At 46.2% G+C, this 26,064-nt stretch carries 24 protein-coding genes; 12 read left to right on the top strand and 12 right to left on the bottom strand.

Annotated elements, in window-relative coordinates; all coding sequences use genetic code 11:
• Window positions 1-35 precede the first annotated feature (35 nt).
• From folA to W04_RS14900, 5 genes are all read left to right on the top strand, one after another.
• The gene (gene folA, locus W04_RS14920) at window positions 36-515 is read left to right on the top strand and encodes a type 3 dihydrofolate reductase (RefSeq protein ID WP_022946361.1); all 480 of its coding nucleotides are present in this window, start codon (window positions 36-38) and stop codon (window positions 513-515) included.
• Between the two features lie 77 nt (window positions 516-592).
• Window positions 593-964: a DUF3718 domain-containing protein gene (locus W04_RS14915; protein ID WP_022946360.1), complete on the top strand. Its 372-nt coding sequence runs from the start codon at window positions 593-595 to the stop codon at window positions 962-964.
• 130 nt (window positions 965-1,094) lie between these two features.
• Window positions 1,095-1,724: a uracil phosphoribosyltransferase gene (upp, locus tag W04_RS14910; RefSeq protein WP_053911398.1), complete on the top strand. Its 630-nt coding sequence runs from the start codon at window positions 1,095-1,097 to the stop codon at window positions 1,722-1,724.
• A complete protein-coding gene (locus tag W04_RS14905) occupies window positions 1,724-2,962 on the top strand; it encodes a uracil-xanthine permease family protein (RefSeq protein ID WP_053911396.1) in 1,239 nt (412 codons plus the stop codon). Before upp ends, W04_RS14905 begins: the two co-directional genes overlap by 1 nt.
• Window positions 2,963-3,070: 108 nt before the next feature.
• A complete protein-coding gene (locus W04_RS14900; RefSeq protein WP_022946357.1) occupies window positions 3,071-3,634 on the top strand; it encodes a phosphoribosyltransferase in 564 nt (187 codons plus the stop codon).
• Between the two features lie 73 nt (window positions 3,635-3,707).
• Here the strand turns inward: W04_RS14900 and W04_RS14895 are convergent, their stop codons facing one another.
• Entirely contained in the window at window positions 3,708-4,358 is a 651-nt protein-coding gene (locus W04_RS14895) for a Crp/Fnr family transcriptional regulator (RefSeq protein WP_022946356.1), read from the bottom strand.
• 249 nt (window positions 4,359-4,607) lie between these two features.
• Here W04_RS14895 and W04_RS14890 point away from each other — a divergent pair, with 249 nt between their 5' ends.
• Window positions 4,608-4,838: a YgjV family protein gene (locus W04_RS14890; RefSeq protein ID WP_053911394.1), complete on the top strand. Its 231-nt coding sequence runs from the start codon at window positions 4,608-4,610 to the stop codon at window positions 4,836-4,838.
• Here W04_RS14890 and W04_RS14885 read toward each other — a convergent pair.
• The 8 genes from W04_RS14885 to lptD all read right to left on the bottom strand — a co-directional run bounded on the left by W04_RS14885 (window position 4,823) and on the right by lptD (window position 15,357).
• Window positions 4,823-6,484, bottom strand: a complete 1,662-nt coding sequence (locus tag W04_RS14885) for an amidohydrolase (RefSeq protein WP_053911392.1) — start codon at window positions 6,482-6,484, stop codon at window positions 4,823-4,825. The genes W04_RS14890 and W04_RS14885 overlap by 16 nt on opposite strands.
• A 129-nt stretch (window positions 6,485-6,613) precedes the next feature.
• Window positions 6,614-8,629, bottom strand: a complete 2,016-nt coding sequence (locus W04_RS14880; protein WP_053911390.1) for a methyl-accepting chemotaxis protein — start codon at window positions 8,627-8,629, stop codon at window positions 6,614-6,616.
• A 103-nt stretch (window positions 8,630-8,732) separates the two neighbouring features.
• Entirely contained in the window at window positions 8,733-9,551 is an 819-nt protein-coding gene (locus tag W04_RS14875) for a symmetrical bis(5'-nucleosyl)-tetraphosphatase (protein WP_053911388.1), read from the bottom strand.
• A 4-nt stretch (window positions 9,552-9,555) separates the two neighbouring features.
• On the bottom strand, window positions 9,556-9,945 hold the full coding sequence (gene apaG / locus W04_RS14870; RefSeq protein ID WP_022946351.1) for a Co2+/Mg2+ efflux protein ApaG: 390 nt from the start codon (window positions 9,943-9,945) through the stop codon (window positions 9,556-9,558).
• Window positions 9,929-10,735, bottom strand: a complete 807-nt coding sequence (gene rsmA / locus W04_RS14865; RefSeq protein ID WP_053911387.1) for a 16S rRNA (adenine(1518)-N(6)/adenine(1519)-N(6))-dimethyltransferase RsmA — start codon at window positions 10,733-10,735, stop codon at window positions 9,929-9,931. Before rsmA ends, apaG begins: the two co-directional genes overlap by 17 nt.
• Window positions 10,732-11,724, bottom strand: coding sequence for a 4-hydroxythreonine-4-phosphate dehydrogenase PdxA (pdxA, locus tag W04_RS14860; RefSeq protein ID WP_053911490.1), 993 nt, complete (start codon window positions 11,722-11,724; stop codon window positions 10,732-10,734). Before pdxA ends, rsmA begins: the two co-directional genes overlap by 4 nt.
• 5 nt (window positions 11,725-11,729) lie before the next feature.
• Window positions 11,730-13,022: a peptidylprolyl isomerase SurA gene (gene surA / locus W04_RS14855; RefSeq protein WP_022946348.1), complete on the bottom strand. Its 1,293-nt coding sequence runs from the start codon at window positions 13,020-13,022 to the stop codon at window positions 11,730-11,732.
• 13 nt (window positions 13,023-13,035) lie between these two features.
• On the bottom strand, window positions 13,036-15,357 hold the full coding sequence (gene lptD, locus W04_RS14850; RefSeq protein WP_053911386.1) for an LPS assembly protein LptD: 2,322 nt from the start codon (window positions 15,355-15,357) through the stop codon (window positions 13,036-13,038).
• Window positions 15,358-15,601: 244 nt separating this feature from the next.
• On the opposite strand from lptD, the gene djlA reads away from it, so the two are divergent.
• Complete coding sequence (gene djlA / locus W04_RS14845) at window positions 15,602-16,441, top strand: co-chaperone DjlA (protein ID WP_053911385.1); 840 nt, start codon at window positions 15,602-15,604, stop codon at window positions 16,439-16,441.
• Here the strand turns inward: djlA and W04_RS14840 are convergent.
• From W04_RS14840 to rapA, 3 genes are all read right to left on the bottom strand, one after another.
• Window positions 16,438-17,292: a DUF3530 family protein gene (locus tag W04_RS14840; RefSeq protein WP_053911384.1), complete on the bottom strand. Its 855-nt coding sequence runs from the start codon at window positions 17,290-17,292 to the stop codon at window positions 16,438-16,440. The genes djlA and W04_RS14840 overlap by 4 nt on opposite strands.
• Window positions 17,293-17,390: 98 nt before the next feature.
• Window positions 17,391-18,044, bottom strand: coding sequence for a bifunctional tRNA pseudouridine(32) synthase/23S rRNA pseudouridine(746) synthase RluA (gene rluA, locus W04_RS14835; RefSeq protein WP_053911383.1), 654 nt, complete (start codon window positions 18,042-18,044; stop codon window positions 17,391-17,393).
• 42 nt (window positions 18,045-18,086) lie between these two features.
• Window positions 18,087-20,978, bottom strand: coding sequence for an RNA polymerase-associated protein RapA (rapA, locus tag W04_RS14830; protein ID WP_053911382.1), 2,892 nt, complete (start codon window positions 20,976-20,978; stop codon window positions 18,087-18,089).
• A 317-nt stretch (window positions 20,979-21,295) separates the two neighbouring features.
• Between rapA and W04_RS14825 the strand changes: the two genes are divergently transcribed.
• The 5 genes from W04_RS14825 to W04_RS14805 form a co-directional block, all read left to right on the top strand.
• A complete protein-coding gene (locus tag W04_RS14825) occupies window positions 21,296-22,663 on the top strand; it encodes a PhoH family protein (protein ID WP_053911381.1) in 1,368 nt (455 codons plus the stop codon).
• The gene (locus W04_RS14820) at window positions 22,663-24,045 is read left to right on the top strand and encodes a PhoH family protein (RefSeq protein ID WP_053911380.1); all 1,383 of its coding nucleotides are present in this window, start codon (window positions 22,663-22,665) and stop codon (window positions 24,043-24,045) included. The genes W04_RS14825 and W04_RS14820 overlap by 1 nt, the downstream gene beginning before the upstream one ends.
• Before the next feature lie 192 nt (window positions 24,046-24,237).
• Window positions 24,238-24,600, top strand: a complete 363-nt coding sequence (locus tag W04_RS14815; RefSeq protein WP_008109624.1) for a hypothetical protein — start codon at window positions 24,238-24,240, stop codon at window positions 24,598-24,600.
• Window positions 24,601-24,807: 207 nt separating this feature from the next.
• Window positions 24,808-25,845, top strand: a complete 1,038-nt coding sequence (locus tag W04_RS14810) for a hypothetical protein (RefSeq protein ID WP_053911379.1) — start codon at window positions 24,808-24,810, stop codon at window positions 25,843-25,845.
• Window positions 25,842-26,064 (top strand): hypothetical protein (locus W04_RS14805; protein WP_053911378.1); only part of this gene is annotated, 223 nt, incomplete at its 3' end. The genes W04_RS14810 and W04_RS14805, both read left to right, overlap by 4 nt.

Genomic DNA, 26,064 nt, shown 5'->3' with positions numbered 1-26,064 from the left:
CTTTTGTATATAGGATATCTGTAGTGAAAATATCGATGATTGCGGCCATGGCCAAAGACCGCATAATTGGCAAAGACAACGATATGCCATGGCATCTTCCAGCCGATTTAAAGCATTTTAAGCAAGTGACCTTAGGTAAGCCCGTTATTATGGGTCGTAAGACACTAGAGTCTATTGGGCGAGCGCTTCCAGGGCGACGCAATATTGTCATCACCCGCAACTCAGACTATGCTTTTGAAGGAGCCGAAGTGGTTACGTCGGTGCAACAAGCGCTAGCGCAAGTTGAGGATGTTGAAGAGGTAATGGTCATCGGTGGCGGGCATATCTATGAGCAGTTTTTACCCTTAGCCTCATCCTTATATCTGACCTTTATTGATTTGCAAGTAGAAGGCGACACTCGTTTCCCTGATTATGAGCAAGTTGGCCGGTGGCGCTGTGTAGAGCGGGTTAGCCATAGTAAAGATGCGACGAATCCACATAACTACGAGTTTGTTACACTTAATAAAGAAGTGTGAGTTGATTGATAAAATTAGTGCTTGTTGGTAAACTATTAGTCTACTTTGTAAGAAAAAAGTATTAAAGGGTGCTACAAATGAAATTAATGTCAACGCTTATCGCTACTGCCGTATTAGCTGGAAGTGCGCTGTATACCACTCCTGCAAGTGCGAATGATCGCCTAGCTATTAGTATCTGTGAGTATATTGCTGCAGATGATAAAAACCGTTTACGTAAGACGCTGCGCTCAGCACGCCTTAAGATTCGTGATATCAGCGATGCTGTAAAGTGTAATGGCAACAACCTAGTCCGTCACGCAGTTGCGAGCAACGCAGTTGACACCGGCGAGTACATCATTAAAAGCTTACCGAAAAGTTCACTAGAAGATGGCGCCGATTTAAATTGGGCAACAAGCAATCACGCAGGTTCACCGCTGATCGCAGCCATTAAGGACCGTGCCGGTCTTTAAGCACCGTCTACAAAAAAGAAACCATGGCCAAGTCCATGGTTTTTTTTTGCCTATAATTGGCGATAGCCATTCAGTTCTCTTCCTATACTGAGATAAAATAGCAGTTACGACAACGTTTCAGGAAATCAATATGGCAGTTCATGTAATCAATCATCCTCTTGTTCAACATAAACTAGGTTTAATGCGCGAACACGGCATTAGTACCAAAAGTTTTCGTGAGTTAGCATCGGAAGTGGGAACATTACTCACGTATGAGGCCACTCAAAACTTAGAGTTAGAAGATAAAACCATTGATGGATGGCAAGGAAATGAATTGTCAGTGCAAAGCATCAAAGGTAAAAAGATTACCGTAGTGCCTATTTTACGCGCTGGTTTGGGGATGCTAGAGGGGGTGATGCACCTGATCCCTGCAGCGAAAGTAAGTGTTGTTGGCCTTGAGCGCAATGAAGAAACTTTAGAGCCGGTGCCTTACTTTGAAAAGCTGGTCGGCAATATTGATGAGCGCCTGAGCCTAGTTATCGATCCGATGTTGGCCACCGGTGGCTCAATGATTGCGACCTTAGATATGTTGAAAAAAGCAGGCTGTACACAAATTAAAGTGATCGTGTTAGTCGCTGCCCCAGAGGGGATAGAAAAGACACTGGCAGCACACCCAGATATTGATATTTATACTGCATCAGTTGATAACCACCTCAATGAAAAAGGATACATTGTGCCAGGGCTTGGAGATGCCGGAGACAAGATTTTTGGTACCGTTTAATGACGCCTTTATTTGCACCTAAAATCATCCTCACCGGCGCGCAAATGTTGTTTGTCGCCTTTGGCGCTTTGGTTCTAGTTCCTTTATTAACAGGCCTTGATGCGAACGTCGCATTGTTTAGTGCCGGGGCTGGCACATTGGCATTTCAGCTTATTACTCGCGGGCAAGTTCCGGTATTTCTGGCTTCGTCCTTTGCTTTTATCGCACCTATTATTGCCTGTAACCAATTGTATGGCAGTGCCGCTACCATGGGTGCGTTAATGGCTGCAGGTGTCGCCTACATGTTACTGAGCGTACTTGTCCGCTTGAAGGGCACGGAAATGCTGCACCGCGTGTTACCACCGGTGGTTGTCGGCCCGGTGATCATGGTTATAGGTTTGGCGCTGGCGCCTGTGGCTGTGAATATGGCGATGGGCAAAAGTGGTGATGGCAGCGCCCAATTAGTGGCCTATGATCATGCAATGTGGATATCCATGGCGGCTCTGGTGGCAACGCTGGTTTTTGCTGTGTTTGGCAAAGGAGTGTGGCGTTTAGTGCCTATTTTAGCGGGTGTTGTTGTTGGCTATGCCTTGTCATTGGCCTTTGGCGTAGTCGATTTTGCGGTGATCAACAATGCCCAATGGCTCGCAGTGCCTGCATTCAGCGCGCCAGAATTTAAGTGGCAGGCCGTGGCGTTTATGATCCCCGTGGCCATCGCGCCTGCTATTGAACATATTGGCGATATGATGGCTATTAGTCAGGTTACCGGTAAAGACTACCTAAAAAAACCGGGCTTACATCGCACACTGATGGGAGATGGCGTCGCGACGAGCCTAGCTGCCAGTATTGGCGGACCGCCCAATACCACTTATTCAGAGGTCACTGGTGCAGTGATGCTGACCAAGAACTTCAATCCCAAGGTTATGACTTGGACCGCAGTTATCGCGATTTTGCTGGCGTTTATAGGCAAAATGGGGGCGGGTTTGCAAACTATTCCGGTCCCAGTAATGGGGGGCATTATGATTTTGTTGTTTGGCTCTATCGCTGTGGTTGGATTAAAAACGTTATTAAAGGCTGACTTGGATGTGAGTGAACCACGCAACTTAGTGATTATTGCACTTATTTTGGTGTTGGGTATTGGGGGTATGCAAATAGGTGGTAATGAATTTGCCCTGCAAGGCGTTAGCTTGTGTGCCATATTTGGCATCGTGCTCAATCTTGTTTTACCCAGTAAAAAGCAATCGCCAGTGCAAGGCTAGAGCATTTATTCTGAAAATGCGATAGAATTTGCCGCCACACGTTATCGTTTGGTGGCGGCACACTAAGCACAGTGTTCAACTTCAGCCACCACAAACTAGGGGCAACTTATGTCAGATAAGCTTTATATTACCGCACAGCAACTATTAGAAGATTCGTTTCGTGTTGCTGCGCAAGTCTATAAGGACGGCTTCCGTCCAGATTTTATTATTGGTATTTGGCGCGGTGGTGCTCCTATTGGGATTGCTGTACAAGAGTTTTATGATTATAAAGGGATAGAGACCGATCATATCGCCGTTCGTACCTCTTCTTACTATGGTATTGGTAAGCAATCGAAAGAGATCAAAGTACACGGTTTGCATTACATCATTGAAAATGCCAATGCGGGTGATTCACTCCTTATTGTGGATGATGTTTTCGACTCAGGACGCAGTATTTTTGCATTAAAAGAAAAGTTAGCAGAATTGATGCGTTTGAACCTGCCTAAAGACATTCGCGTAGCTTGCCCGTACTATAAGCCGAAAAATACCAAAGTCCCTATGAAGCCTGACTATTACATCCATGAATCGGATGAGTGGCTGGTATTCCCTCATGAACTTTCAGGGTTGACCCCCGAGGAATTGATTGAAGGTAAATCGGATTTAGCCAACATTAAAGACTTATTAGTTGATTAAAAAAAGCAGCGTAAGCTGCTTTTTTTATCCCATTTTTACAACCCAAGTGGGCAGGCTAGTGCTCTGAGCCCACTTACGTGAAGCTTTCTACAAACTCCTCTAAAGCTGACACATCAATTGTTTGTAAGCCTTCTTTACTGCGCACAATAAGCCCTTTATCAACCAGCTCGGTAACCACGCGTCGATAAGCCCGCTCCGTGGTAGCAAAGCGCTCAGCCTCGGCGCTCACAGTGGGGTAGGCGCGTAACAAGGTCGGGTTGTTGTTTTGTGCCCGCATTAAGCAATCTTTGGCAATATTATAGCTTAGCGGCAGTAACAGTTTATCAAGGTTAACCTTTTGGTTTTCCTGAAACTTCGCGGCTATAGTTTGCGCTGTGTACAAGCTCAGTTGGGGGTTCTCTAACAATACTTGGCGCCAATGTTTGAGCTCGATAAGGTTATAACTTACATCGCTAAAGCAGGTTACGGTATAGATACAGGGCTGATTGTTAAGCGCTTCTATTTCCCCAATCAGGGTGTTGTTGCAATCAAGTTGACCTAAGAGCAAACGTCGTCCATTGCCGACATCGTAGCTAAAAGACACGGTACCGCTGCGCACCAGTACCAGCTTTTTAAGCGGTTGATCTTGGTGTAATAGCACTTCCTTTTTTTGCTGCTGGTAGCGATTGCCAGTGAAATGAAGTAGCTGCTCTACCAAGTCGGTAGAAAAATGATATTGAAACATAGTCAAAACTCGTTGGGACAATTGTCCTTTTTGTTACACCAATATGTCGCTACGATGAAAATGTAGCGTTTTTTTATGCCAATTTACGCACAGAGACTGAGTCCGTCATAGGTTTAATCATTCCCGTGTTTACTTATTCGTTTTTACTCAGTGGTGTGAATTGGCTTTTTTATCTTATTCTCGCGATGTCGCCGACAATGGCTTATAACAAGCGAGGTTTATGCTAACTTAAAGCAGAGGAGAGAACAAATGACCTGGGAATATTTAGGCTATGTCGCTTCTGCTTTGTTAGTTACGTCACTGGCGATGAGCGATGTCGTGAAACTGCGTTGGTTTAATCTCGCCGGCTGTATCGCGTTCACTGCCTATGGGGTCGCCATTGCGGCGTGGCCAGTGGCACTGACCAACGCCTTACTCTCTGTTGTTAACATCTATCACTTGCACAAATTAGCACAGGCTAAACGTCAAAGCACAGGCTGACGCTGGTAGCGACGCTGGCCTGCCAACCAAGTTTCTAACACCTTGGTTTGCCATACCTGTTGCACCGGGGCATGAATAATGTCGGTGTCGACAAGGATAAAATCTGCCCACTTGCCTTTTTCTAAACTGCCAACCTTAAACTCTTGGAAGGCGCTGTAGGCAGCGTCTAGTGTGAATGCTCGCAAGGCTTGTTCGCGCGAGAGCAATTCTTTAGGACGCCAACCTTGCTCAGGTAAGCCTTGATGGTCTTGACGTGTGATAGCGCTATAAAGACCATGGAAAGGGTTCGCAAGCTCCACGGGAAAGTCTGAACCCGCTGCCACACGAGAGCCTTGCTCTAGAAATGTACGCCACGCATAAGCGCCTGCTAGCTGTGAGTCGCTCAAGCGTTGCTCGGCCATATGCATGTCAGAGGTGGCATGAACCGGCTGCATAGAAGGAATAATCTTAAGTGCTTTAAAGCGCGGAATATCATCGGTATCAACAATTTGCGCATGCTCAATACGGTTGCGTAGCAAAATACCACCTGTGCGTTTAAAGACATTCTCGTAGGCGTTAAGCACTATTTGGTTCGCTCTGTCGCCTATAGCGTGGGTATGAGCGGAGAAACCATGCTTAAAGCATAAACTGAAAATATCCTCGAGCTGTTGTTGGTCCTCAAGCATCAGGCCACGATGCCCCTTTCTGTCTGCATAGTCTTGCAGTAGGGCGGCACCACGAGAGCCTAGCGCGCCATCCGCGTACACTTTCACACTGCGAATAGCCAACATGTCTTCATTATCATCGACTTTACCAGCTTTGAGCATGGCTTCGAGCTTGGCATCGGTGGCCCCGAGCATAGCGTAAATGCGCAGCGGAAGGTTGTTGTCTTTGGCACGTTGTTTATACAGTTGCCAAGTATCAAAATCGATGCCGGCATCATGGGCGCTGGTAATACCTAAGCTTAATAAATGTTGACCGGCTTTATCTAAGGCTGTGGCGAGGGCTTGCTCGCTGCGCTTGGGAATGTGTGCTGTGATCAACTGCTCTGCTTTATCTATAAATACGCCGCTCGGACTCCCTTCGGCAGTGCGTATTATTTCACCTCCGGCCGGGCTTGTTACCTCAGTATCAAGACCTGCTAACTCCATGGCTTTGGAGTTGACCCAAATAGCATGACCATCTACGCGACTTAATACCACGGGTCGGTCGCTTACGAACTTGTCTAAATCAGCGGCACTGGCGAAGGTTTTTCCAGGCCAAAGTTCCTGGTTCCAGCCACGACCTATAATCCATGGCTGTTCAGACTGTGCGGCGAACGCTTGAAGACGCTTGCCCACCTCTGCAACCGAGGTTGCGCCACGTAAATCAAGCTGCATTAGGTTTTGCCCTAAGCCAATGATATGACCGTGCGCATCGATAAGGCCAGGAAGTAGCACCTTACCTTGGCCGTCGATGCGCTTTGCATCAGGGTAGCTTTTACTAAGTTGTGCTTTGCCGCGATTGATCACTCGGCCATCTTTAATCACTAAGGTTGCAAAGGTCTCAAGCTCGCCTTTTTGAGTGGGTGTATAGCCTTTTATATTATGAATAACCGTGGTTTGTGCCAATACTGTGCAAGGTATAGAGCACATCATTAATAGTGCAACGAGTCTGTTTTTCATCATTTTTATCCTCTTTAGCAGCTTTGTGAATGTAGCAAATTTATACGCGAGGGAACAGCCAGTAAGAGGAGGATAATTAAGCAGCAACAAAAAGGGCCGCTAAAGCGGCCCTTATCATCAGCACTTAGCTGTTTAAACCTTAAAGCGGTCTACAGACTGGCGCAGCTCTTCAGCGAGCTTGGCCACTTCAGTACTTGATTCTGAAGTCTGGTCGGCCCCTTGAGCTGTCTGCTCAGCGATAGAAACAATTTGCTCCAAGCGCTCACTTATTTCTTGCGACACTTGCTGTTGCTCCATCGCTGCCGATGAGATTTGCTCGCTGACATCGTGGGCAGTGGCAACGGCATGAGTAATTGAGTCTAGCGCAGTGGTTGCATGTTCACTTTGCTCAACACAAGACTCGGCTTGTTGACGGCCTTTCGACATCGCTTCTACAGCAGCTTGAGCGCCGGTTTGCAGCGATTCAATCATGTTCTGAATCTCTTGCGTCGACTCTTGTGTCTTACTTGCCAATGAGCGTACTTCATCAGCTACAACGGCAAAGCCTCGCCCTTGTTCGCCTGCTCGTGCGGCTTCGATGGCAGCATTCAATGCCAGGAGATTAGTTTGCTCGGCTATGCCACGAATAACATCCAAGATACCGCCAATTGATGCGCTGTCTTGATGCAGCTGATTAATAACCTGTGAGGCGTTATCAACTTCAATAGCCAACTGTTCGATAGTCTCTTTGTTTTGGTTAGAGATCCCTTTAACACGGCTAGCTTCGCTGTCGGCATTCTTAATCTCACTCAGTGCTTGTTGAGCACTGTCGTTCACCGCCTGAGAAGTACTACTCATTTCGGTTGTTGCAGTCGCGGCTTGCTCCACCTGAGCGCGCTGCGATTGGATTGCGTGGCTTGACTCAGAGGTGATGGTCGACGTCTGCTCTGATGCTGCAGCAAGTTGCGTTGAACGCGAGATGATACCTTGAATCAAAGCTCGCAAGCTGTCAATTAGGGTATTACAACTGCGTGCCAGCTCACCGAATTCATCTTGTGCACTGTCGTCTAAGCGTTGCGTCATATCTCCTGAGGCAACAATATTAAGCACGCTGTTTACCTCACTCAATGGTTTAGTAATACGGCTTACGGTGAAATAAGCAACAATCACTGCGATGATGGTGGCTATGATCATGCCCAACCAAGTCCACAGGTTAGCGGCACTGACATCAGCACGTACACCTTCTTGTTGCTTGAAGGCAAGGTTATTCACTTGCTTCACTAAGGTGGTCAGGTTTTTGATCGCCTGCTCAGTGGTTACTTCTGAGTTTTCAAGATTAACCGTGGTTTTATCTAAGGTGTTAAGTAATTCCAACTTGTTTGCGGCAAGTGAACTTGAGCCTTTAACCGCATCGCTAATGGTACTCACATAGGTATTTAAATCACTGTAAAGCGACGCATCTTTAGCGCTTACAGCTTCTTCAATCAGCCCCATTGAGCGTTCAAGTTCGTCCATATAAAACAGTTGGTCGTTCTTAATAATTTCCAGTGTTTGTTTATTCTTAACAGACAGAATATCGTTGCCTGTGGTGGCAATCGCGGTGAGGTTGTTTTCCAATTGCGTAACTGCCTGGTAAGCGCGTGGTGAGTCTTCTTCTAGGCCGTCTAAGTCAGAAATATCAAGAACCACAGAAATGGCATCTTCTGCATTTAAGTCGATATCGTCAAACTGGCTGCGCAGTGTGTTGCGAAGTGCTAGCGCTTTCGCTTTGTTGTTAAACAGCTGAGTGACTTGGCCCTCAAACTGGGTGTAAGTTTTTTCTACGGTTTGCGCGAGCTGTTTTAATTCTGGCTCATTAGCAACCACATCCATAAGGTTAGCCATGGACTTATCAAAGCGCTTTTGCTCTTTATTGTAAGCTTGCTTTAGCTCAGCAAGGGACTTTTCATCCTCGCTATTGTAGGCGCCCAATGCTGCTTTACTCATGAGCACAAATTCAACTTGTAGCTCAGAGCTTTTATCTAAAGCAGGTAAAGAAAGTTGGTTAACACTTTGCGTCGAGCTATCAATATTCGCAATGCGAACAAGAGAGTTGCCACCTATAACCAAAAGGAGGAGGGTGATAAAGATGAATCCACCCCAGATACGTTGACTCACAGTAAGCTTCATAGATGTTCCTAACTACATAAAATATCTTAACTTATCGGCAGGATTAAGGATAAATTAAGGTAACTATTGCTAAAATGTAACAACTTTTTGCGTTTTTATCAGCTTATTGCGATAAAAATTCGCATTGCTTTACAACTTTTTTCTTACTCTGCAAGTCCATCAGAGTCATGCTGCCACCCCAAACACATCCTGTGTCCAAAGCATGTACATTATCTCGCCCTGTTTTACCTTCTAGTGCCGCCCAATGCCCAAATACAATGTCAAAATCATCATGCTGACGATGGCTGTGAGCAAACCAAGGTACAAGCTGATCATCGCACCCTGGTTTACCTTTTTCTTTTAGGTTTAAAGCACCGCTGGGTTCCACAAAGCGCATGCGGGTGAAACTATTGATAGTATAGACAAACTTTTCCATTTCGCTGAGAGAATCGCACCATTTTACAGGCCTGTTTTGATACATGTGCGCGAAATAATGAGCCGCGTCTTTTCCTTGATAACAGCGCTGCGCTTGTTGCGCTTGCTCAAGAGCTTGCGTAAGTGACCAATGTGGAGACAAGCCAGCATGACATACCAGCGTGTTCAGTGGCGCTAACCAAAGAGCTAAGGGTTGGTTACGTAAAAACGCGAGTAAGGAATCAAAATCGTCGGCGGCAAATAAAGGGGCGAGTTTGTCTTTTGGGTTGGGTTCTTTATTTAATGCTGCACAAGCCAGTAGGTGTAAATCGTGATTACCTAAGGTGACACTCACACTGCCTTGCAATTGCACAAGTCGGCGCAGACATGACAGCGAGTCGGGGCCGCGCGCAACGATATCACCTACACAATAGAGATGATCTTGGCTGGGGTTGAAATTAACGCGCCGCAACAGTGCATCAAATTCATGATAACAGCCTTGCAGATCACCTATTGCATATAACGCCATGAGCTTAGTGTAAAATGTTGGGGCAGTTCAGGCGGAAAACATCAATGGGCGCCTGGAACTCATTGCCAAATTCGCTGCGCATCACGTAGTAGCCTTGCATGGTGCCCACGGGAGTTTCTAACACAGCGCCACTGGTATAACTGTAACTCTCACCCGGGCCGATGGTTGGCTGCTCACCAACCACGCCTTCACCTTCTACCTCGACTTCTTTGCCATTGGCGTCGGTGATAAGCCAATAACGACTGACGAGCTTGGCGCTACTCAGGCTGTGATTCTTTATCGTGATGTTATAAGCAAATACGTATTTGTCTTGCTCTGGCTCCGATTGACCTTCAACGTAGAAGGTCTCGACATTCACTTTAATCGCTGAATCTGTACTACTGCTTGTTGTCATATAACCAATTCGCAATCTCAATAAATTGTTGTAAACTCAGGCTTTCTGCTCGCAAACTTGGATCGATACCTAGGCTTTTTAGCTGCGCTTCATCCAATAAATTGCTCAAGCTATTTCGCAGTGTCTTACGGCGCTGATTAAACGCTTCTAAACACACGGTATTAAGTAACTTAGTATCTTTAGCGCTGCGTTGTGCTTTGTCTTTAGGCACTAAGCGCACCACGGCCGAATCCACCTTAGGTGCTGGTTTAAAGCAATTAGGCGGCACTTCAATAACAGGAATGGCATGGCAGTAATATTGTGTCATTACGCTCAAACGGCCAAAGGCTTTGCTACCAGGACCTGCGACCATACGATTAACCACCTCTTTTTGCAGCATAAAGTGCATATGCTCTACCTCATCAACGAAGTTGAATAGATGGAATAGCAGTGGTGTTGAAACATTGTAAGGCAGATTACCAAATATTTTTAATTTGGCGTCGTTGCGTAGCAGCGAGGAAAAATCGAATTTCATCGCATCGCCTTGATGTACCGTTAGCTTCGGCGCCATAAAAGGGTGGTGAATCAGGCGCTCGGCCAAGTCTTTATCAAGCTCAACCACGTTAAGATGGTCGGTCAACTCGCACACCGGTTCGGTGATTGCGCCCAAACCAGGACCAATCTCGACTAGGTTATCGCCCGGACGCGGGTCGATAGCGGTGACTATTTTATCAATGACGGTTTCGTCATGAAGAAAGTTTTGCCCGAATCGCTTTCGAGCATAGTGGCCTAGGTGTAATTTATCTGTCATTGTCTCTTAGCTTTTTTGCTCGCCATTTTGATTGCTTCATTTAAAGCAACGCGAAAACTGCCAGCGTCTGCTTGGCCACTCGCAGCTAAGTCAAGGGCAGTGCCGTGATCGACTGAGGTGCGAATAAAAGGAAGGCCAAGGGTGATATTTACGGAATTTCCAAAACCCTTATATTTTAACACAGGCAACCCCTGATCGTGATACATCGCCAGTACTGCATCCGCCTCATTGAGGTATTTATCTTGGAAAAGGGTGTCTGCAGGAAGGGGGCCCACTAAGTTCATACCTTGTTGATTTAGCGCTTCCAAGGTCGGAGTGATCACTTCAATTTCTTCACGGCCAAGGTGCCCGCCTTCGCCAGCGTGTGGGTTTAAACCACAGACTAAAATGCGGGGTTTGGCAATTGCGAATTTAGTACGTAAATCGTGCTCAAGAATACCAATTACCTTTTTCAAGCGCTCTTCTGTAATGGCTTTGGCTACATAGGCCAGCGGGATGTGCGTGGTGACTAACGCAACTCGCAGTCCTTGTGTTGCTAACAGCATCACGACATCCGGGGTATTTGATTGTTGCGCAAAATATTCGGTGTGCCCGCTAAAAGAAATACCCGCTTTATTAATGATACCTTTGTGAACTGGGCCTGTGACGATGGCATCGAACGTGCCATCCATGTTTTTCTCACAGGCGATACGCAGAGTATCAAGCACGTATTCGCCATTTTTCTCATCAAGTTCACCAGCCACCACAGGCGTTGCTAAATCGACTTGATGGATATACAACTCACCCGCTTCGCTGGGCTGGGCTGGGGCTTGCTCATCAAAAGGCGTTAACCGTAGAGGCAGACCCAGCGCTTTGGCTCGTTGTTGCAATAGCTTAGCATCAGCAATAGCGACCAGCTGTGCGGGCCACTGCTGCTGTGCTAATTCAAGCAATAAATCCGGGCCTATGCCAGCCGGCTCCCCCGGAGTAATGGCGATACGTAAGGTCATAACCATTAATCCTCTGCGAAGATCTCAATGTGCGCTTGCTCGCGGATCTCCTGCTGGAACGCAAAGCTCTCTTCTTTGAACTTACGATTATAGAGCAGCTGCTGAGCACGGTTTTTCTTCGCTAAATCGGTTTTATCGGCGACGCGTTTATCTAACAGCTGCACGATGTGCCAGCCGAAAGTGGAACGGAACGGTTCACTGATCTCGCCTTTTTCTAGCGACATTAACGTATCGCGAAACGCAGGCACATAGGTAGTAGGGTCGGTCCAATCGTACTCACCCCCTTTAAGCGCTGAGCCCGGGTCTTCAGAGTACTCTTTCGCCAATTCGGCAAAGTCAGCATCACCGGCACGCAAGTCTTTGACAAAGCCTTCAAGCATTGAGCGTGCTTTCTCTTCACTCAATATAATTGAGGGCTTGAGAAGAATGTGACGTGAACGCATCTCGACTGTTTCCACCACTTGGCGGCCACGCACGTCTTGTACTTTAATTATGTGAAAGCCCGCGCCACTGCGCAGTGGGCCAACAATCGTGTCTTTTTTCTTACCTTTGACTGCCTCGGCAAATAATGAAGGCATTTCATTGGTGCTCATCCACCCTAGCTGTCCACCTTCGAGCGCTTTCGAGCCACTGGATGAGGCGATTGCGATACGTTTAAACTCTCGGCCTTCTTCAAGTAATTCAATAACTTTAGCTGCACGGTCTTGCGCACTGGCAATTTCCTCTGGCGTTGCAGAGCTGGGAATATCGATAAGAATATGACCAATATCATATTCTTCACTGTTGCCGCCTTGCTGCTCCATAATTTGCAAAAGGTTTTCAATCTCTTGCAAGCTAATGTAGATACGACGATCGACGTTAGCGCGCAGTACCTGCTGAGTGGTGATCTCTTTACGAATATCTTCACGGAATTGGGCGAAGCTTTCACCGGAAGCTTCCACTGAGCGACGCATGTCGGCAATCGTACCGCCTTGGTCTTTAGCCATGGTTGCAAGAGTTTGATCAAGCTGGCCATCGGAGATTTCTAACCCCATACGGTCAGCCATTTGCATCAGTAAGGTTTGATTGACGAGTCGCTCAATAGCTTGCACACGTAAGGCACTGTCAGTAGGCAGATCTTGACCACTTTCTTTGGCTTGTGCTTTTACTCGGTTAACAATGGCATCCACTTCACTTTCAAGGATCACCCCTTCGTTAACGATACCTACGACTTGGTCAATAAGTTGTTCTTGCGCTTGTACACCCTGAGATAACCCTAGGGCAAATAAAGTTGTTGCTAAAAAACGTCTGAATTTCATACTTTTTATTGCTTTAATTGGTAAGGAAATAGGGGCGACGGTAGCCAAAAATGCCTTCTCTAAGTAACTTTTGTGCATCATAACTGCTCTTGCCTCCAAGTCCTTTAAGGACAAATTTGATGCCGATCCCCGAGTCGAAGATGGCTTGCTCTTGGTTTATGCTTTGGTTTAAGTCCGTTTCTATTTGTCTGCGGCCAGTGATCTGCACTGCCCAACAACATGACTCATACTGTAAACCACTGAACACTTCGATGCTACGACCGGTTTCAATATCACGGTGGTAGCTGGCCACGAATTGCCAGTTATCGTCAATTGGGACACTGGTAAACATACCTATTTGCTCAATTGTATTCCCTGAGACATCGTTTGCATAGCGATGGTTCAACTGCACCAACTCATTATCGTCGCCCTTATAATCTAGGGTTACATGGGATTGGATTATTTGCTTGCCATCGGTGTCGTACTGAATGCCGCCAGAGAGGTACCAACGACGGTGCCAGTGCCACATGGCTTCACCGGCGAATAACGCGTTGTAATTGTTTTCGCCGGCAAAGTCTTGCTCTGTGGGTTTAGCAGAATCAGAGAGATAGAATATTTGCCCGACACTGAGGTTAAATAATTCCTCATTTTGTTTATCAAAGATACGCGTTGTCGCCCCGAGGGTAATTTGGTTAGCCGCAGCGATGCGGTCTACACCGGAGAAACGACGATCGCGGAACAGGCCATAAAAGTCGTCTTGGAGCTTGGTGGTATCAAACAGGCCAATGTTATTTTGGTCTTTGTTGGGGGTGTACAAATATTGAATTTGTGGTTCCAGGGTTTGAATACCATCTTCGACGAGTAAGCTGGTGTCGCGCTCGAAGTTAAGTTGGCTGTATAGGCGAACTTTCGGTAGAGTTCTGTTTACCGTTTGCTCATACTGCGTCCCTTCAAGATTACCTTGCTGGTCATAATAAGTGTGCAGCACACTGAACTCGGAGAGAAATGACCAAGCATAACGCTCTTCACTAAAACGCAGTTGCGGTTCTATGTGCACTCGTGTGGCTTCATCAATAGTTCGCGTGCTGTTACGGAAATGGCTCAACTCGCCGCTTACTGAAGCGTCAAACCAACCCAATTTATAAGCATTTGTCTGTGTAAAGCCGATGCGAGGCAAGGTTGTGTAGGACTCAAGATGGTCGCCCAGGACTTCATAATCTTGCAATTGTATATCGGTGCGCCAACGTTCACCCCAATGGGTAAGAATCCCCGTACGGGCTAAGTGGGTGTCGGTCTTATTGGCGTAATTAGAATTCAGGTCAGTGAGGTAGTTATCGTCACTCACATTAGTAATATCAACGCCTGCACGCCAGACATCACTAAAATAGCTCTGCTGCTGCCAGTGGAATAAATAACGGTTTCCAAGCTCGCGCTCACTTTTATCTGAATCTAAGTATTCGAGTCCCAGCAAGCCTTGGCTGCTCGGGGTTAAATAGCGAAACTCAGACTGCAGCTGAATGCCTTTTTTGGACATATAGCGCGGCGTCAATGTGAGGTCGTAATTGGGAGCCAAGTTGATGTAGTAAGGAGTGATAGTCTCCACGCCAAATCGGTTTGAGCTGGAAATCTGTGGTGCTAAAAACCCTGTTTTGCGTTTATCATCGATAGGAAAGGTAAAATAGGGCAGATACAACACCGGAGTATCATAAATTTTCAGCGTGGCACCGTAGGTCTCGCCCCAACCTTCTTTTTGCGAAAGAATGATTTTATCGGCGCTGATTGCCCAGGTTTCGCTATCGACCGGGCAGGTCGTGAAGCTGGCATTACTCAGCTCTAAGGCGTCCTCATTAACTTGAAGTTGTTCAGCGCCACCACGGCCTTGCTGTTGAGTGAGCTGATAATCGGCACCAAGAAGGCTGATATTAGAGTCGTTTAAGCTTGCATTTAAGCCGCGACTGGTGATTTTAGAAACACCGTCTCGGTAAGTGAGCGGCCCAGTCGCATTTAATAAGCCTTGTTGTTTGTCAATCAGTGCCGACTGCGCTTGTAAGCTCATGGTGCGCGTATTGATGTTGACGTTGCCGTCAAACTGAGCACTATCTTGGCCTATTAATTCAACATCGTCGGAAACAATTTCTACTAGACCCAAGGGTAAGTTAGGGGCTTGCCAAGGCGCAGGGCGTGAAGCAGCTAAGCAGTGCGCTACCTTAATATTTTGTGATAACTGTTTTTTATCGGTATCTGTGTGCTCTTGCGCCGAAGCGGTATTGGCCGCAAGCTCTGCTGTACGCGCAAAAACAGCTCCTGCGCTGGCACCATACAGGGCGAGAATAACCATGCCCCACAATTTATTCATCGACTTCCCTTAAACTTAATGTTGCTTGCCAAGTGCACTGGAAATAAGCATGACATAATAAAGCAATTTTTCCGTAATTACATCCGCTGACAAAGCGATGTCAGCGGATAAGGGTTAAAAATTGTTAGCGATAAAAGCGCTAGGGTATACAACTAGGTGCGCTACTGGGCCATGCTTTCGCTTGTTAGTTCGATGATTTTTCGTCACTATGTGGTGCACATTGGTTTTCAGAGGTATTTTGGTGATGTGGGGCAAGCTTCTTGGTGCCTGCTTTGGCTTTATGTTTGGTAAGTTTCTTGGCGCCTTATTGGGGCTGTTCGTTGGGCACATGTTCGATAGAAGCTTAAAGCAGGACTTTGACCGTGCTGGCGGTTTTCGTGGCTTTTTTAACCACGAAGATGTATCTCAGCGCCAAGCCTTATTTTTCTCTAGTTGCTTTGCTGTCATGGGGCATATTGCGAAGTCCAACGGTCGCGTCAACGAGATGCATATTCGTGCAGCCACACAGTTTATGGATGAAATGGGCTTAAGTGGTGAGGACAAGCGCGAAGCTCAGCATGCATTTCGCGCGGGTAAAGAGGCTGATTTCTCCATGAATGCGACGCTGCGAGAGTTCCGCGAGCATTTTGCCGGGCGCTTCGATATGTTGCAGTTATTTTTGGAAATCCAAATTCAGATGGCCTTCAGTGATGGCCACTTAGCTGAGCAAGAAAAAGCGCTGTTGGAGCAGGTCGCCAAAGGGCTGGGTGTCAGTAAAACCCATTTTAACTTTATCCTCAAACGCTACCAAGCCGAATTTGCTTTTCGCCAACAGCAACAACGCTTTCAACAGCAGCAACGACAACATCATCAAGGGCGCACATCAAGTACCAGCGATGCCGGTATGAATCGTCGTCAGGCGTTGGATATTCTTGGTTTGGAAGAGGGAGCGGATGCGCGCACTGTAAAAAAGGCCTACCGCAAGTTGATGGCGCAGCACCACCCAGATAAGTTGGTATCCCAGGGCCTTCCTGAGCATATGATGAAGTTAGCGCAAAAGAAAAGCCAGGATATCCAAGCGGCGTATGAGTACCTAAAGGCTTAGAATAAGCGCCGCAGAAAACCGTCGATTTCCGTTGCGAGGCGGTGTATTTGCTGCTGCTCACTAAGCTCAGCGAACAATGTACGTTGGCGGTAATCAAGCTTTCTGTTTTTCTCTGCCCAGAGTCGTCGCTGTGGCCGTTGCTGCGTGGCCCAGCTATGATCAAAAGGGGTGTACACGTCGAGCACCGCAGGAGGCATCACTGATAAATTGGCACTAATATGATGGTGACGCGTAGGGATCGGCAAGTAGGCGCCCACAGCAATAAACGCGTTAATATCCACCTGTAGATTATCGACAAAGTACTCACTGAGTAAGCCGGCGCTGCGCCCAGCAGCGAACACACTAACCGCTTTGCCTTGCTCTTGTGCCCGCTCTAGTAGACTAACTAGTTGTGCGCTTAAGCGCTGTTGTTCTTTATCCAACAGCTCAGAGGAGATGGCTTGTTGATAGCCAGGGACATAACTGGGTTGCGGCTGCTCGGTTTCGTCAGCGGGTTGTGGAGGCGGCTCCTGAGATTGCTGCGCTTGGCCTTGTTGCTGTTCTTCGTTAGCGTCTTGCTGAGCAGCTTCGCTCTGTTGCTCATCGTCAAGTGTTGCTGGGCGATTAATTAAGAGGTAGCTGCTATAGCCACGCTCACTGAGCAGTGCCCGTAAAAATATAAAACCACGTTGATTACCATAGGGATCATCGATGCTCGGGATCATAAGCACTACACCGCGATGCTCTGAAGCCATATGTGGGCGAAACACCACATTAAACTCTTCCCCTTTGGCGAGCAGCGTTTGTGTCTCATCGAGGCTAGCTAAGTAATGCCTATCGAGGGCCGGGCTGGCATTGGTTGGCCATTGCACGAGCAACCCTATTAATATCAGTATCAATCGCAGCACAGACGTTAAACACTCTCTATTATTTTATATCTACATAGCTATCGGCCACCGCCATAAAAAGTTTAGAACGGACACGAAGCGGTGAACTCCATCACCTCTTCGTTACTAGGATGGCGTAGCTGTAGCCAAGTGGCGTGTAGTTGTAGCCTATCTGCTCGCGCTTTGGCACGTTCGTGGGCGTAAAGTCTATCGCCGAGGATCACATGTCCTAGGCTAAGCATATGTACGCGTAACTGGTGACTGCGCCCGGTGATCGGGGTGAGCTCAACGCGGGTGGCGTCCTGCTCATAATCAAGCACCTGATAATGCGTGAGTGAGGGTTTCCCTCGGTCATGATCGACCATTTGCTTTGGCCGGTTTGGCCAGTCGCAAATCAGGGGCAAATCGATACTGCCATTTTGCTCTTTTAGGTGACCCTCAACCCGAGCAAGGTAACGCTTGGCCGTTTGCCGCTCTTGGAATTGCATACTTAGGTGGCGGTGTGCGGCTTTATTTAATGCCAGACAAATAACCCCGGAGGTGGCCATATCCAGGCGGTGCACAATTTTGGCGCTAGGAAAAACAAGGTTAGCGCGACGGATCACACAATCTGCATGCTTGGGGTCTTTTCCGGGAACGCTGAGTAAGCCACTGGGTTTATCCAGTACTAATAAGTCATCATCTTGGTAAAGAATGCGCAGATAAGGAGTGCGCGGTGGATTGTAGTGTAACAGCATGGCCAGCCCCGTTAGATAAGGCCGGCCATTTTAAAGAAATGCTTAGTGGCTGACAACGATTAAGCGAATGGCATCGAGTTTAACCTTGGCTTTGTCGATGTAATCATCCATTTGCTGCTTGTTATCACGATAATAACTGAGCTCCTCGTCACGAATATTCGGATTGATTTCTTTCAGGTTTTGCAGGCGAGTCAGCTCTGTATCCAGTGCCTGATGCATACTCTGTTTGGCCTGTTCACGTAGTTGCTCCATGTGCACCTGCGCCTGCTCATTGCCTTGCTCAATCAGCGGGTGAATGGCACTTTGCAATGCGTTCACAAGCTTCGATGCCGTTTGTCTGCCAACGGCATTTAATTGCTGATTAAAGGTATCAAAGGCAACATTGGCGCTGAGGTCGTTACCGCCTTTATCCAGTAAGAGTCGTATGGGCGTCGGCGGTAAATAGCGGCCTAACTGTAACGATTTCGGAGCCATGGCTTCGGCGATGTAAACCAATTCAACAAAGAAGGTGCCGGCCGGCAGTTTTTTGTTTTTAAACAGCGCCACCGAAGCGGTGCCAAAATCGTCATCACAGATCATCTCCATCGCCCCTTCGACCATGGGGTGATCCCAACTGATAAAGTGCAAATCTTCTTGCGCAAGCGCCGTGTCTCTATCAAAAGTGACACTGATGCCTTCTTCTTTTAAGCAGGGGAAGGTGGCACCGAGCATGTGCTCCGTGGGTTTGAGGATAATGCTATTTTCGCCTTTATCTTCTTGGTTCACTCCCCAAATATCAAACACATTGATCATGTAGCTGGGCAGCTCAAAGCTGTGGTCTAAGGCATTGATATCCTGCACTAGGTGCTCAGACTGGCCTTGGCCGCTAGAGTGCAGCTCTAATAACCGGTCACGTCCTGATTCCATTTGCGCTTTGAGCGCTAGATACCGCGCATGAACGCGTTGTACCAGTGCTTGTAGCGGTTCATCTTGGTAGCTGCCATCAGCCAGCAGCTCGATGAGTTCATCACCAAACTCTTGATTGAGAATATGCCCAGTGCTGGCGGTGTGTTCAAAGGCATTCAGGCCATGGTGATACCACTGCAGCAGAGTGTCTTGTGCAGTGTGTTGAAAATAAGGCACGTGAATTTTAATGTCTTCGCTTTGGCCGATACGATCTAAACGGCCAATGCGCTGCTCTAACAGGTCTGGGTTGAGCGGCAAGTCGAACAGCACGAGGTGGTGAGCGAACTGGAAGTTGCGCCCCTCAGAGCCAATCTCAGAACAAATAAGGACCTGAGCACTGTCTTCAATGTCGGCAAAGAATGCGGCGGCGCGGTCACGTTCAATAATGCTCATGCCTTCATGGAACAGTGCGGCCTTGATCCCCTCGCGTTCACGCAGGGCTTGCTCAAGGCTTAACGCGGTTTCGGCTTTAGCACAAATCACCAACATCTTTTGCGGCTTATTGGCGTTAAGGGTGTCGATAAGCCACTGCACCCGAGGGTCGAACTGTGTCCAGCTGCTGTCTTGGCCCTCGAATTCTTGGAACATTTTCTCTGGGAACAGCGCGCGCATGGCGTTGAGCTCAGCCGGTCCTGAGCTGCCTAAACTGCCCATTACGTTCATCGCCGTTTGGTATTGCGACGGCATTGTCATTGGGTAGGTGTGTAAAATACGCTCGGGGTAGCCGCTTATGCCACTGCGGCTGTTACGGAATAAAATGCGCCCTGTGCCATGACGGTCCAGAAGCTGCTCTAACATGCTGGCTTTCGCTTGCTCATCGCCCTTAGCAATACCAGCAAGTAGTGCTTGTGCTTCGCTACCTAGCAGGTTGGTAAGTACTTGCTGTTGGTCAGTGCTCAGAGCTTGTTCTTGGAGTACGCTATTGGCTGCGTCAGCAATGTCTTGATAATGCGCTTCTTGGGCAACAAAGGCGTCGTAGTCATAGAACCTGTCAGGGTCGAGCAGTTTCAAACGGGCAAAGTGACTTTGGTGGCCAAGTTGGTCTGGGGTGGCGGTAAGCAAAATAAGACCGGCAATATCGCGACTGAGCTCTTCAATGCGCTGATACTCGGTGCTGGGGTTATCCACCGACCAGCTTAGGTGATGCGCTTCATCAACCACCATAAGGTCCCAATCCGCCAAGGTTGCTTGTTCAAACCAGCGTTTTTTCTTGGTTAGGAATTCTAAGCTAGTGAGCACCAACTGTTCGGTCTCAAACACATTGGGGCTGTCGGCATAGGCTTCGGCGCAGCGCTCCTCATCAAAAATGGCAAACTGTAAGTTAAAGCGGCGCAGCATTTCTACTAGCCATTGATGTTGTAAATTCTCCGGCACGACTATGAGCACGCGCGCAGCGCGCCCGGTAAGCAACTGTTGGTGCAAAATCATACCGGCTTCAATGGTTTTACCTAGACCCACTTCATCGCTGAGTAACACGCGCGGGGCAAAACGTTGTCCCACCTCACGGGCAATATGCAATTGGTGCTCAATCAGGCTAGCGCGTTGCCCAATTAACCCTTTTAGTGGTGACTGCGCGCGCTGGTAGCGATGTTGCCACGTGTTGTAGCGCAGCGTGTAACGATCGAAGCGGTCTACTTGACCAGCAAAAAGCCTGTCTTGAGGCTTATTAAACTTAATAAAATGATCGAGAAAAGTTTCTTTGAGTTCCACCGGTTCGTCATTATCAAGACGTTTGCCTACGTAGGTATATAAGCCATCGCTTTGTGTTACTTCGCTGACCTCAAGTTCCCATTCATCAGCACTGCGAATAGTATCGCCAGGATTGAACTTTACACGGGTAACGGGGGCTTCACTTTGTGCATAGACCCGGTTTTCCCCGCTTGCAGGAAAAAGAATGCTGACTTGGCGTCCTTCCAATGCAACTACGGTACCTAATCCTAAATCGGACTCGGTATCACTGATCCAACGTTGACCTAAGGAAAAATTCATTACTTGCTCGACTCGACTTTGATTTACCTAGGCTTGAGCGCGTTGGCCCAAGCAAAAAAAGGCGGCTATATTAGCGTGCTCTTGATTGATTATCACCACAAAACGCAGAAAAGTTTCTACGCTTGTGTGTTTTATATACAGCAGCAAAAGAAGGGCATTTTTGCAAACAAAAAAGTGTGATTTTCACCGTCTTTTTTACTGTCATAAAAGCGTCTTTTGTAATCCATAGACTAAACTTGAAGTATGCTGCTACTGATTCAGGCTGTTTATTGAGCTGCGGCGGCATACATACAATAAAAGACAAATAGGAACGCGCTATGGACCAAGACCGCCACGCTACCAGTAGTAAAATGTATGTGCTCGACACCAACGTATTACTCCACGAACCCCTTGCTTTCCTCTCTTTCCAAGAACACGATGTAATTGTGCCAATGACTGTCCTCGAAGAGCTCGACCACATAAAAGACCGCAAACGTGATGTGAGTCGCGATGCACGAGTGGCTATTCGTGCACTCGATGAAGTATTGCGCGATGCCACCCCAGAGCAAATGTTGCAGGGGGGGCTATTACCCAGTAATAAACGTGCACCAGAAGCGCCTCGGGGTAAGCTCATTATTGTTAATGATCATTTGTTTGCAGATAGCATCTCTGGACTGCCTGGGGATGAAAACGATCACCGCATCATTAACTGCGCGGTGTATCTGCAAAAGCAGTACAGCGACGCCAAAGTGGTGCTAGTGACCAAAGATATCAACATGCGTCTTAAAGCCAAAGGTGCGGGTCTGCATTATGTTGAAGATTACCGTACAGACCAACTGATTGATGACATTACGCTACTGACCTCAGGGTATAAAAAAATAGAGGGTGATTTCTGGCAGCATGTCGGGGAGTGTGAAACCGAGCAGCAAGGGCGCGATGCCCTTCATCACGTTGCCAGAGAGTTGGTACCTGATATCTTTGCCAATGAATATTTGCTTGATGACAGTGGCCATTTCGCGGCTCGTGTAGTTGGCTATGATGAAGCACATATAACCCTAAAAGACCTAGGAGTCGAACGGCTTTTGGCGCGCAGCGCCTGGGGCGTTAAACCAAAAAATATTTACCAAGGCATGGCCATGGACGCCTTGCTCGACACAGATATCGAACTGGTGTTACTCACTGGTCCGGCAGGGTGCGGCAAAACGATTTTAGCCTTAGCGGCCGCCCTTGAAATGATCATCGAAAAAGGCATATACGACAAACTAATTGTGACCCGCAATACCCCTGAAATAGCGGAGTCTATAGGTTTTTTGCCAGGCACAGAGGAAGAGAAAATGGCGCCTTGGCTGGCAGCGATCACCGATTCTTTGGAGGTGTTGCACAAAGGCGATGAGAACCCGATTTCCAGTCGCAACTATATTATGGAAAAAGCCAATATTCAGTTTAAATCGGTGAACTTCATGCGTGGGCGTAGTATCCAGAATGCCGTGGTAATTTTGCAACCCCGAATTGGGGATGTTTTAAAGTTTTTACCCCCTTGTTTTTATTGGCCTGTAGAAAAAGTAAAAAGAATTTCCAAAAAAATTGATTACCTTAGCTACTCTGAGCAGTCTCTCAACAATAAACCTTTACTCAAAATTTGTAATTTACAAGAAAAGTACAACACAAAGCCTAGCAACGATTCAATCTTTTGGGGGGCTGCGTAATGAAAAGCTCTATTGATAATCGAAATCCTCGTGTACTAGACACATCTGCATTAGTACATGATCCAAAATCTATTTTTAGCTACAAAGATGATATTTACATCTGTCTAACTGTCCTTGAAGAGCTTGATAACCTGAAAGAAAGAACTAATAAATCGGTAAGTGCCGATGCCCGTATGTGCATTAGAATGCTTGAAGACATTATAAATGGACATACAGCCGAGGAAATGGAAATAGGTATTCCTTTACCATCTACCGAAACAGCCCAGAGAGGAAAGCTTTTCATTGGAATTGACACTCAATTGGATCTGGCTAAGGAGTTAAAGCACGGGATAGGAAGTGACGCTGATAACAGAATAATTAATTATGCTTTATATCTTCAAAAAGAACTCAATAAAGACGTAACAATTGTTAGCCGCGACATCAATATGCGACTGAAAGCACGTACAGTTGGTGTTATGGCTGAAGATGTATCCGTTGATAATCAAATCGCAGATATAGATTTGTTGTATACAGGAGTACAGGCTTTTGAAGGCGACCTTTTTGATCGAATTGAATCAGATAAAGATTTCAAAGTTTCAGGAGAGGTTTATACATTCCCTATAAGCTTGTTTAACGATGAAGTTCAGCCAAACATGTATTGGTACGATGAAGCTGGACACATTGGGCGAATTTCAGAAGTAACAGATACTGAGGTATTCACAAAGTTATTGCCTCGTAAACAAGAAAAAGTATGGGGCATTTTGCCTAAAAATCAGCGTCAGGCAGTAGCTTTAAGCCAATTAACAGATCCATATTATGACTTAAATATCATCCTTGGCCCTGCTGGCTCCGGAAAAACTTTTTTAGCAGTTGCTTCAGCGCTGCATCAAGTATTGGAGTTAAAAAAGTACAAAAAAATCGTTGTGGTGCGCTCCAGAGACTTTATGGACGACGATCCGGGATTCTTACCGGGGGATTTAACAGAAAAATCGATGCCTCTTCTGGCTGGTATTACTGACGCCTTAATTTCGATGCATTCAGATGATAGCCATGAAACAAATATTCATGCAACAGTCGAGCATGTGATCGAAAAAGCCAATATAGAATTTACTAGTATGGCTTACTTCCGAGGTCGTTCAATAGACGATGCTGTTTTAATCATTGATGAAGCTCAAAACATGACTAGAGCGCAAATTAAGGGCATGTTAAGCCGTGGTGGCAAAAATTGTCGCACAATCGTGTTGGGCAACTTAGCCCAGATTGATGATAAGTTTGTCACACCCGCATCTTCAGGTGCTAGCGCGGCTGTTAACGTGTATAGAAACTATGAAAAAGGCTCAGTATTGATATTTGATGAAGTAGAGCGTAGTAGCTTGGCTGAATTCACTGAAAAGAACATGTAGGCATCAAACTACAATTCACATTTCCTTATAATATTGCGACAATAGCCACTGCTTTTTGCAGTGGCTTTTCAGAGAAGCCCGTTCCCACGAAAACAGGACGAAATGGATTTACTCTGAACTAAAAGATTAAATATTCACAAAAACTGAGTGACATAGGTGCGTGGCCTAGCGTTGCCGTTTTTTGGTGTATTGATGTCTTTTAATAAAGAAGACCTGCTAGTAAATATAAAAAGGCAGGCAAAACGATTATCTAAATTATTAACTATTCCCCTTGGACAAGCCCAAGAAGCCCTAGCTATTTGTCTTTACGGCTGTGACAGTTACAGCGATTTACTAGTAAAAATAAAAGCTGAATCCTTTGACAACCCATTGATAGCACTGTCTGCACTCTCACCAAACTCGGAAATATTTTTAGTAAAAATATTAGCTAGCCACCTAGATAGCATTATTGGAAATTTTGAAAAAAAATTTCCCGGCTCCAATATAAATGAAGAGATGGTCGTATCCTTGTTTGGGCTTAGCTTTTCAGAGTTCAAACTCAAAATATCTACCTAAAGTTGTACAAATACGTAAGTTGTCATTTTGTTTTTTGGCGATATTATAATAAGAAGGCTGAACGGACAGCCTACGCCTACACATGTTTTTCGCCTTGAAAACGTGAACAGTGAAGCGGAGCATCCGTAAAAATTTGGTTATTTGAACAATAAATAAAGCAATGTGTTGGTAGGCCATTGTTTATTAAAAAGTTGTTTGGAGAACTAAATGATCTCACTTTATCAATTAAAGAATAAACTCAATAAACAAGCAAAAGAGTTTGCTGAGTTATTAGAGTTTCCTGATCTTTACGCCCAAGGCCTGTGGGCTAGAGGTGTTTATAACTGCCCTCATTTTTCTGATACCCATAATAGCCTCACTGAAGCATTTGAACAGAAAAAACTGGATTCAATTCTAAAGCACGATTCCCTGAAATATTTAATGATCAACGAACACGATGATCAAGAAATTATTGAATCGCTTCATAAAGAAATTGAGTCAATGGCAAACCGTATTGAAAGCCTGATGCTGGTAGATATTGAAACTTTAGATTTAGTTTCATTGATATACCAAGTTTTAGGGTTACCTGAAGATGCCAAGTTTATTGTTAATACAGGCGCAGACTTCCGCTTAGAGTGGCGACCATACTTTGATGCCTTTGATGATCCGTTGATAGTTCAATATGCAGATTTAAAAGTTCATGGTTGTTATTTCAGGCTCATAGCTTCAAAGTTTCCGGTTGAAAAGCTTTCCTTGAATGACATTAAAAAATACATGTACATCAATCATGTAAACCATGATAGTGAGTTCGAAGGCTGTATTTCTGAAGGAAATACATTTTCTAAGCATAAGCACTGGCTGGTGTTGACACTTGAATTATTCCGTAGCGGCAAAGTAAATAAGGCTCAGTTCAATCCAACAACCTTCAAAATCGAAGGTATGCGCTATTTGGTATATGGCTTCCCACTGATTCCTTCCTTTGTATCTGATTGGCACAAACCTGATTTATGTCTACAGGTTAAAAATCTAGATGGTGATCAAAAGTTCATTGTTCGTATCGATCAGCAAGCTCTTGTTTTCCATGCACGACGTGTCGATACCAATTTTTTTAACACCATCGATTATGAAAAATATATTTCGTTGTATCAGTCTAGCGTTCTGTCACATTTTGATGCTGACAACAATTTACTAAAAGTTAATGGAGTTAAGTACCTTAGTTTTTTCCGCCCGTTTTGCCTAGAAGATAAGAAGGAAGCACAAGCATGAGACCAAGAGTAAAACTAACTAACGCAACACTTATCTCAATTAAATCTGACTTAGAAGATAAGGTTGAACAGGTGCTTTACGCTACTTTTGCTGAGGATAGTAAGAACGGTAAAAAAGGTGAGGCTTTGTTTTCCACGAAAGTCATGGAAGTAAACGGTCTTGAATATAGAACTTTTGGTGCTGACTTTTATATCTTAGATGCAGAACCCCAAAAGTTTT

This window comes from Pseudoalteromonas sp. SW0106-04 (assembly GCF_001293805.1).
Lineage (GTDB): Bacteria > Pseudomonadota > Gammaproteobacteria > Enterobacterales > Alteromonadaceae > Pseudoalteromonas > Pseudoalteromonas ruthenica.
Note: the sequence above shows the minus strand (reverse complement) of the source record. Positions and strands in the feature narration are given on the sequence as shown.

Excerpts from the sequence above, each read along its gene's own strand:
- surA (WP_022946348.1), bottom strand. The coding sequence starts at position 13,022 with ATGAAATTCAGACGTTTTTTAGCAACAACTTTATTTGCCCTAGGGTTA.
- W04_RS14890 (WP_053911394.1), top strand. The coding sequence starts at position 4,608 with ATGACCTGGGAATATTTAGGCTATGTCGCTTCTGCTTTGTTAGTTACG.
- rluA (WP_053911383.1), bottom strand. The coding sequence starts at position 18,044 with ATGCTGTTACACTACAATCCACCGCGCACTCCTTATCTGCGCATTCTT.
- lptD (WP_053911386.1), bottom strand. The coding sequence starts at position 15,357 with ATGAATAAATTGTGGGGCATGGTTATTCTCGCCCTGTATGGTGCCAGC.
- djlA (WP_053911385.1), top strand. The coding sequence starts at position 15,602 with ATGTGGGGCAAGCTTCTTGGTGCCTGCTTTGGCTTTATGTTTGGTAAG.
- rapA (WP_053911382.1), bottom strand. The coding sequence starts at position 20,978 with ATGAATTTTTCCTTAGGTCAACGTTGGATCAGTGATACCGAGTCCGAT.
- W04_RS14875 (WP_053911388.1), bottom strand. The coding sequence starts at position 9,551 with ATGGCGTTATATGCAATAGGTGATCTGCAAGGCTGTTATCATGAATTT.
- W04_RS14900 (WP_022946357.1), top strand. The coding sequence starts at position 3,071 with ATGTCAGATAAGCTTTATATTACCGCACAGCAACTATTAGAAGATTCG.
- W04_RS14915 (WP_022946360.1), top strand. The coding sequence starts at position 593 with ATGAAATTAATGTCAACGCTTATCGCTACTGCCGTATTAGCTGGAAGT.
- W04_RS14880 (WP_053911390.1), bottom strand. The coding sequence starts at position 8,629 with ATGAAGCTTACTGTGAGTCAACGTATCTGGGGTGGATTCATCTTTATC.
- apaG (WP_022946351.1), bottom strand. The coding sequence starts at position 9,945 with ATGACAACAAGCAGTAGTACAGATTCAGCGATTAAAGTGAATGTCGAG.
- W04_RS14810 (WP_053911379.1), top strand. The coding sequence starts at position 24,808 with ATGATCTCACTTTATCAATTAAAGAATAAACTCAATAAACAAGCAAAA.
- W04_RS14825 (WP_053911381.1), top strand. The coding sequence starts at position 21,296 with ATGGACCAAGACCGCCACGCTACCAGTAGTAAAATGTATGTGCTCGAC.
- rsmA (WP_053911387.1), bottom strand. The coding sequence starts at position 10,735 with ATGACAGATAAATTACACCTAGGCCACTATGCTCGAAAGCGATTCGGG.
- W04_RS14820 (WP_053911380.1), top strand. The coding sequence starts at position 22,663 with ATGAAAAGCTCTATTGATAATCGAAATCCTCGTGTACTAGACACATCT.
- W04_RS14895 (WP_022946356.1), bottom strand. The coding sequence starts at position 4,358 with ATGTTTCAATATCATTTTTCTACCGACTTGGTAGAGCAGCTACTTCAT.
- W04_RS14815 (WP_008109624.1), top strand. The coding sequence starts at position 24,238 with ATGTCTTTTAATAAAGAAGACCTGCTAGTAAATATAAAAAGGCAGGCA.
- W04_RS14905 (WP_053911396.1), top strand. The coding sequence starts at position 1,724 with ATGACGCCTTTATTTGCACCTAAAATCATCCTCACCGGCGCGCAAATG.
- pdxA (WP_053911490.1), bottom strand. The coding sequence starts at position 11,724 with ATGACCTTACGTATCGCCATTACTCCGGGGGAGCCGGCTGGCATAGGC.
- upp (WP_053911398.1), top strand. The coding sequence starts at position 1,095 with ATGGCAGTTCATGTAATCAATCATCCTCTTGTTCAACATAAACTAGGT.
- W04_RS14885 (WP_053911392.1), bottom strand. The coding sequence starts at position 6,484 with ATGATGAAAAACAGACTCGTTGCACTATTAATGATGTGCTCTATACCT.
- folA (WP_022946361.1), top strand. The coding sequence starts at position 36 with ATGATTGCGGCCATGGCCAAAGACCGCATAATTGGCAAAGACAACGAT.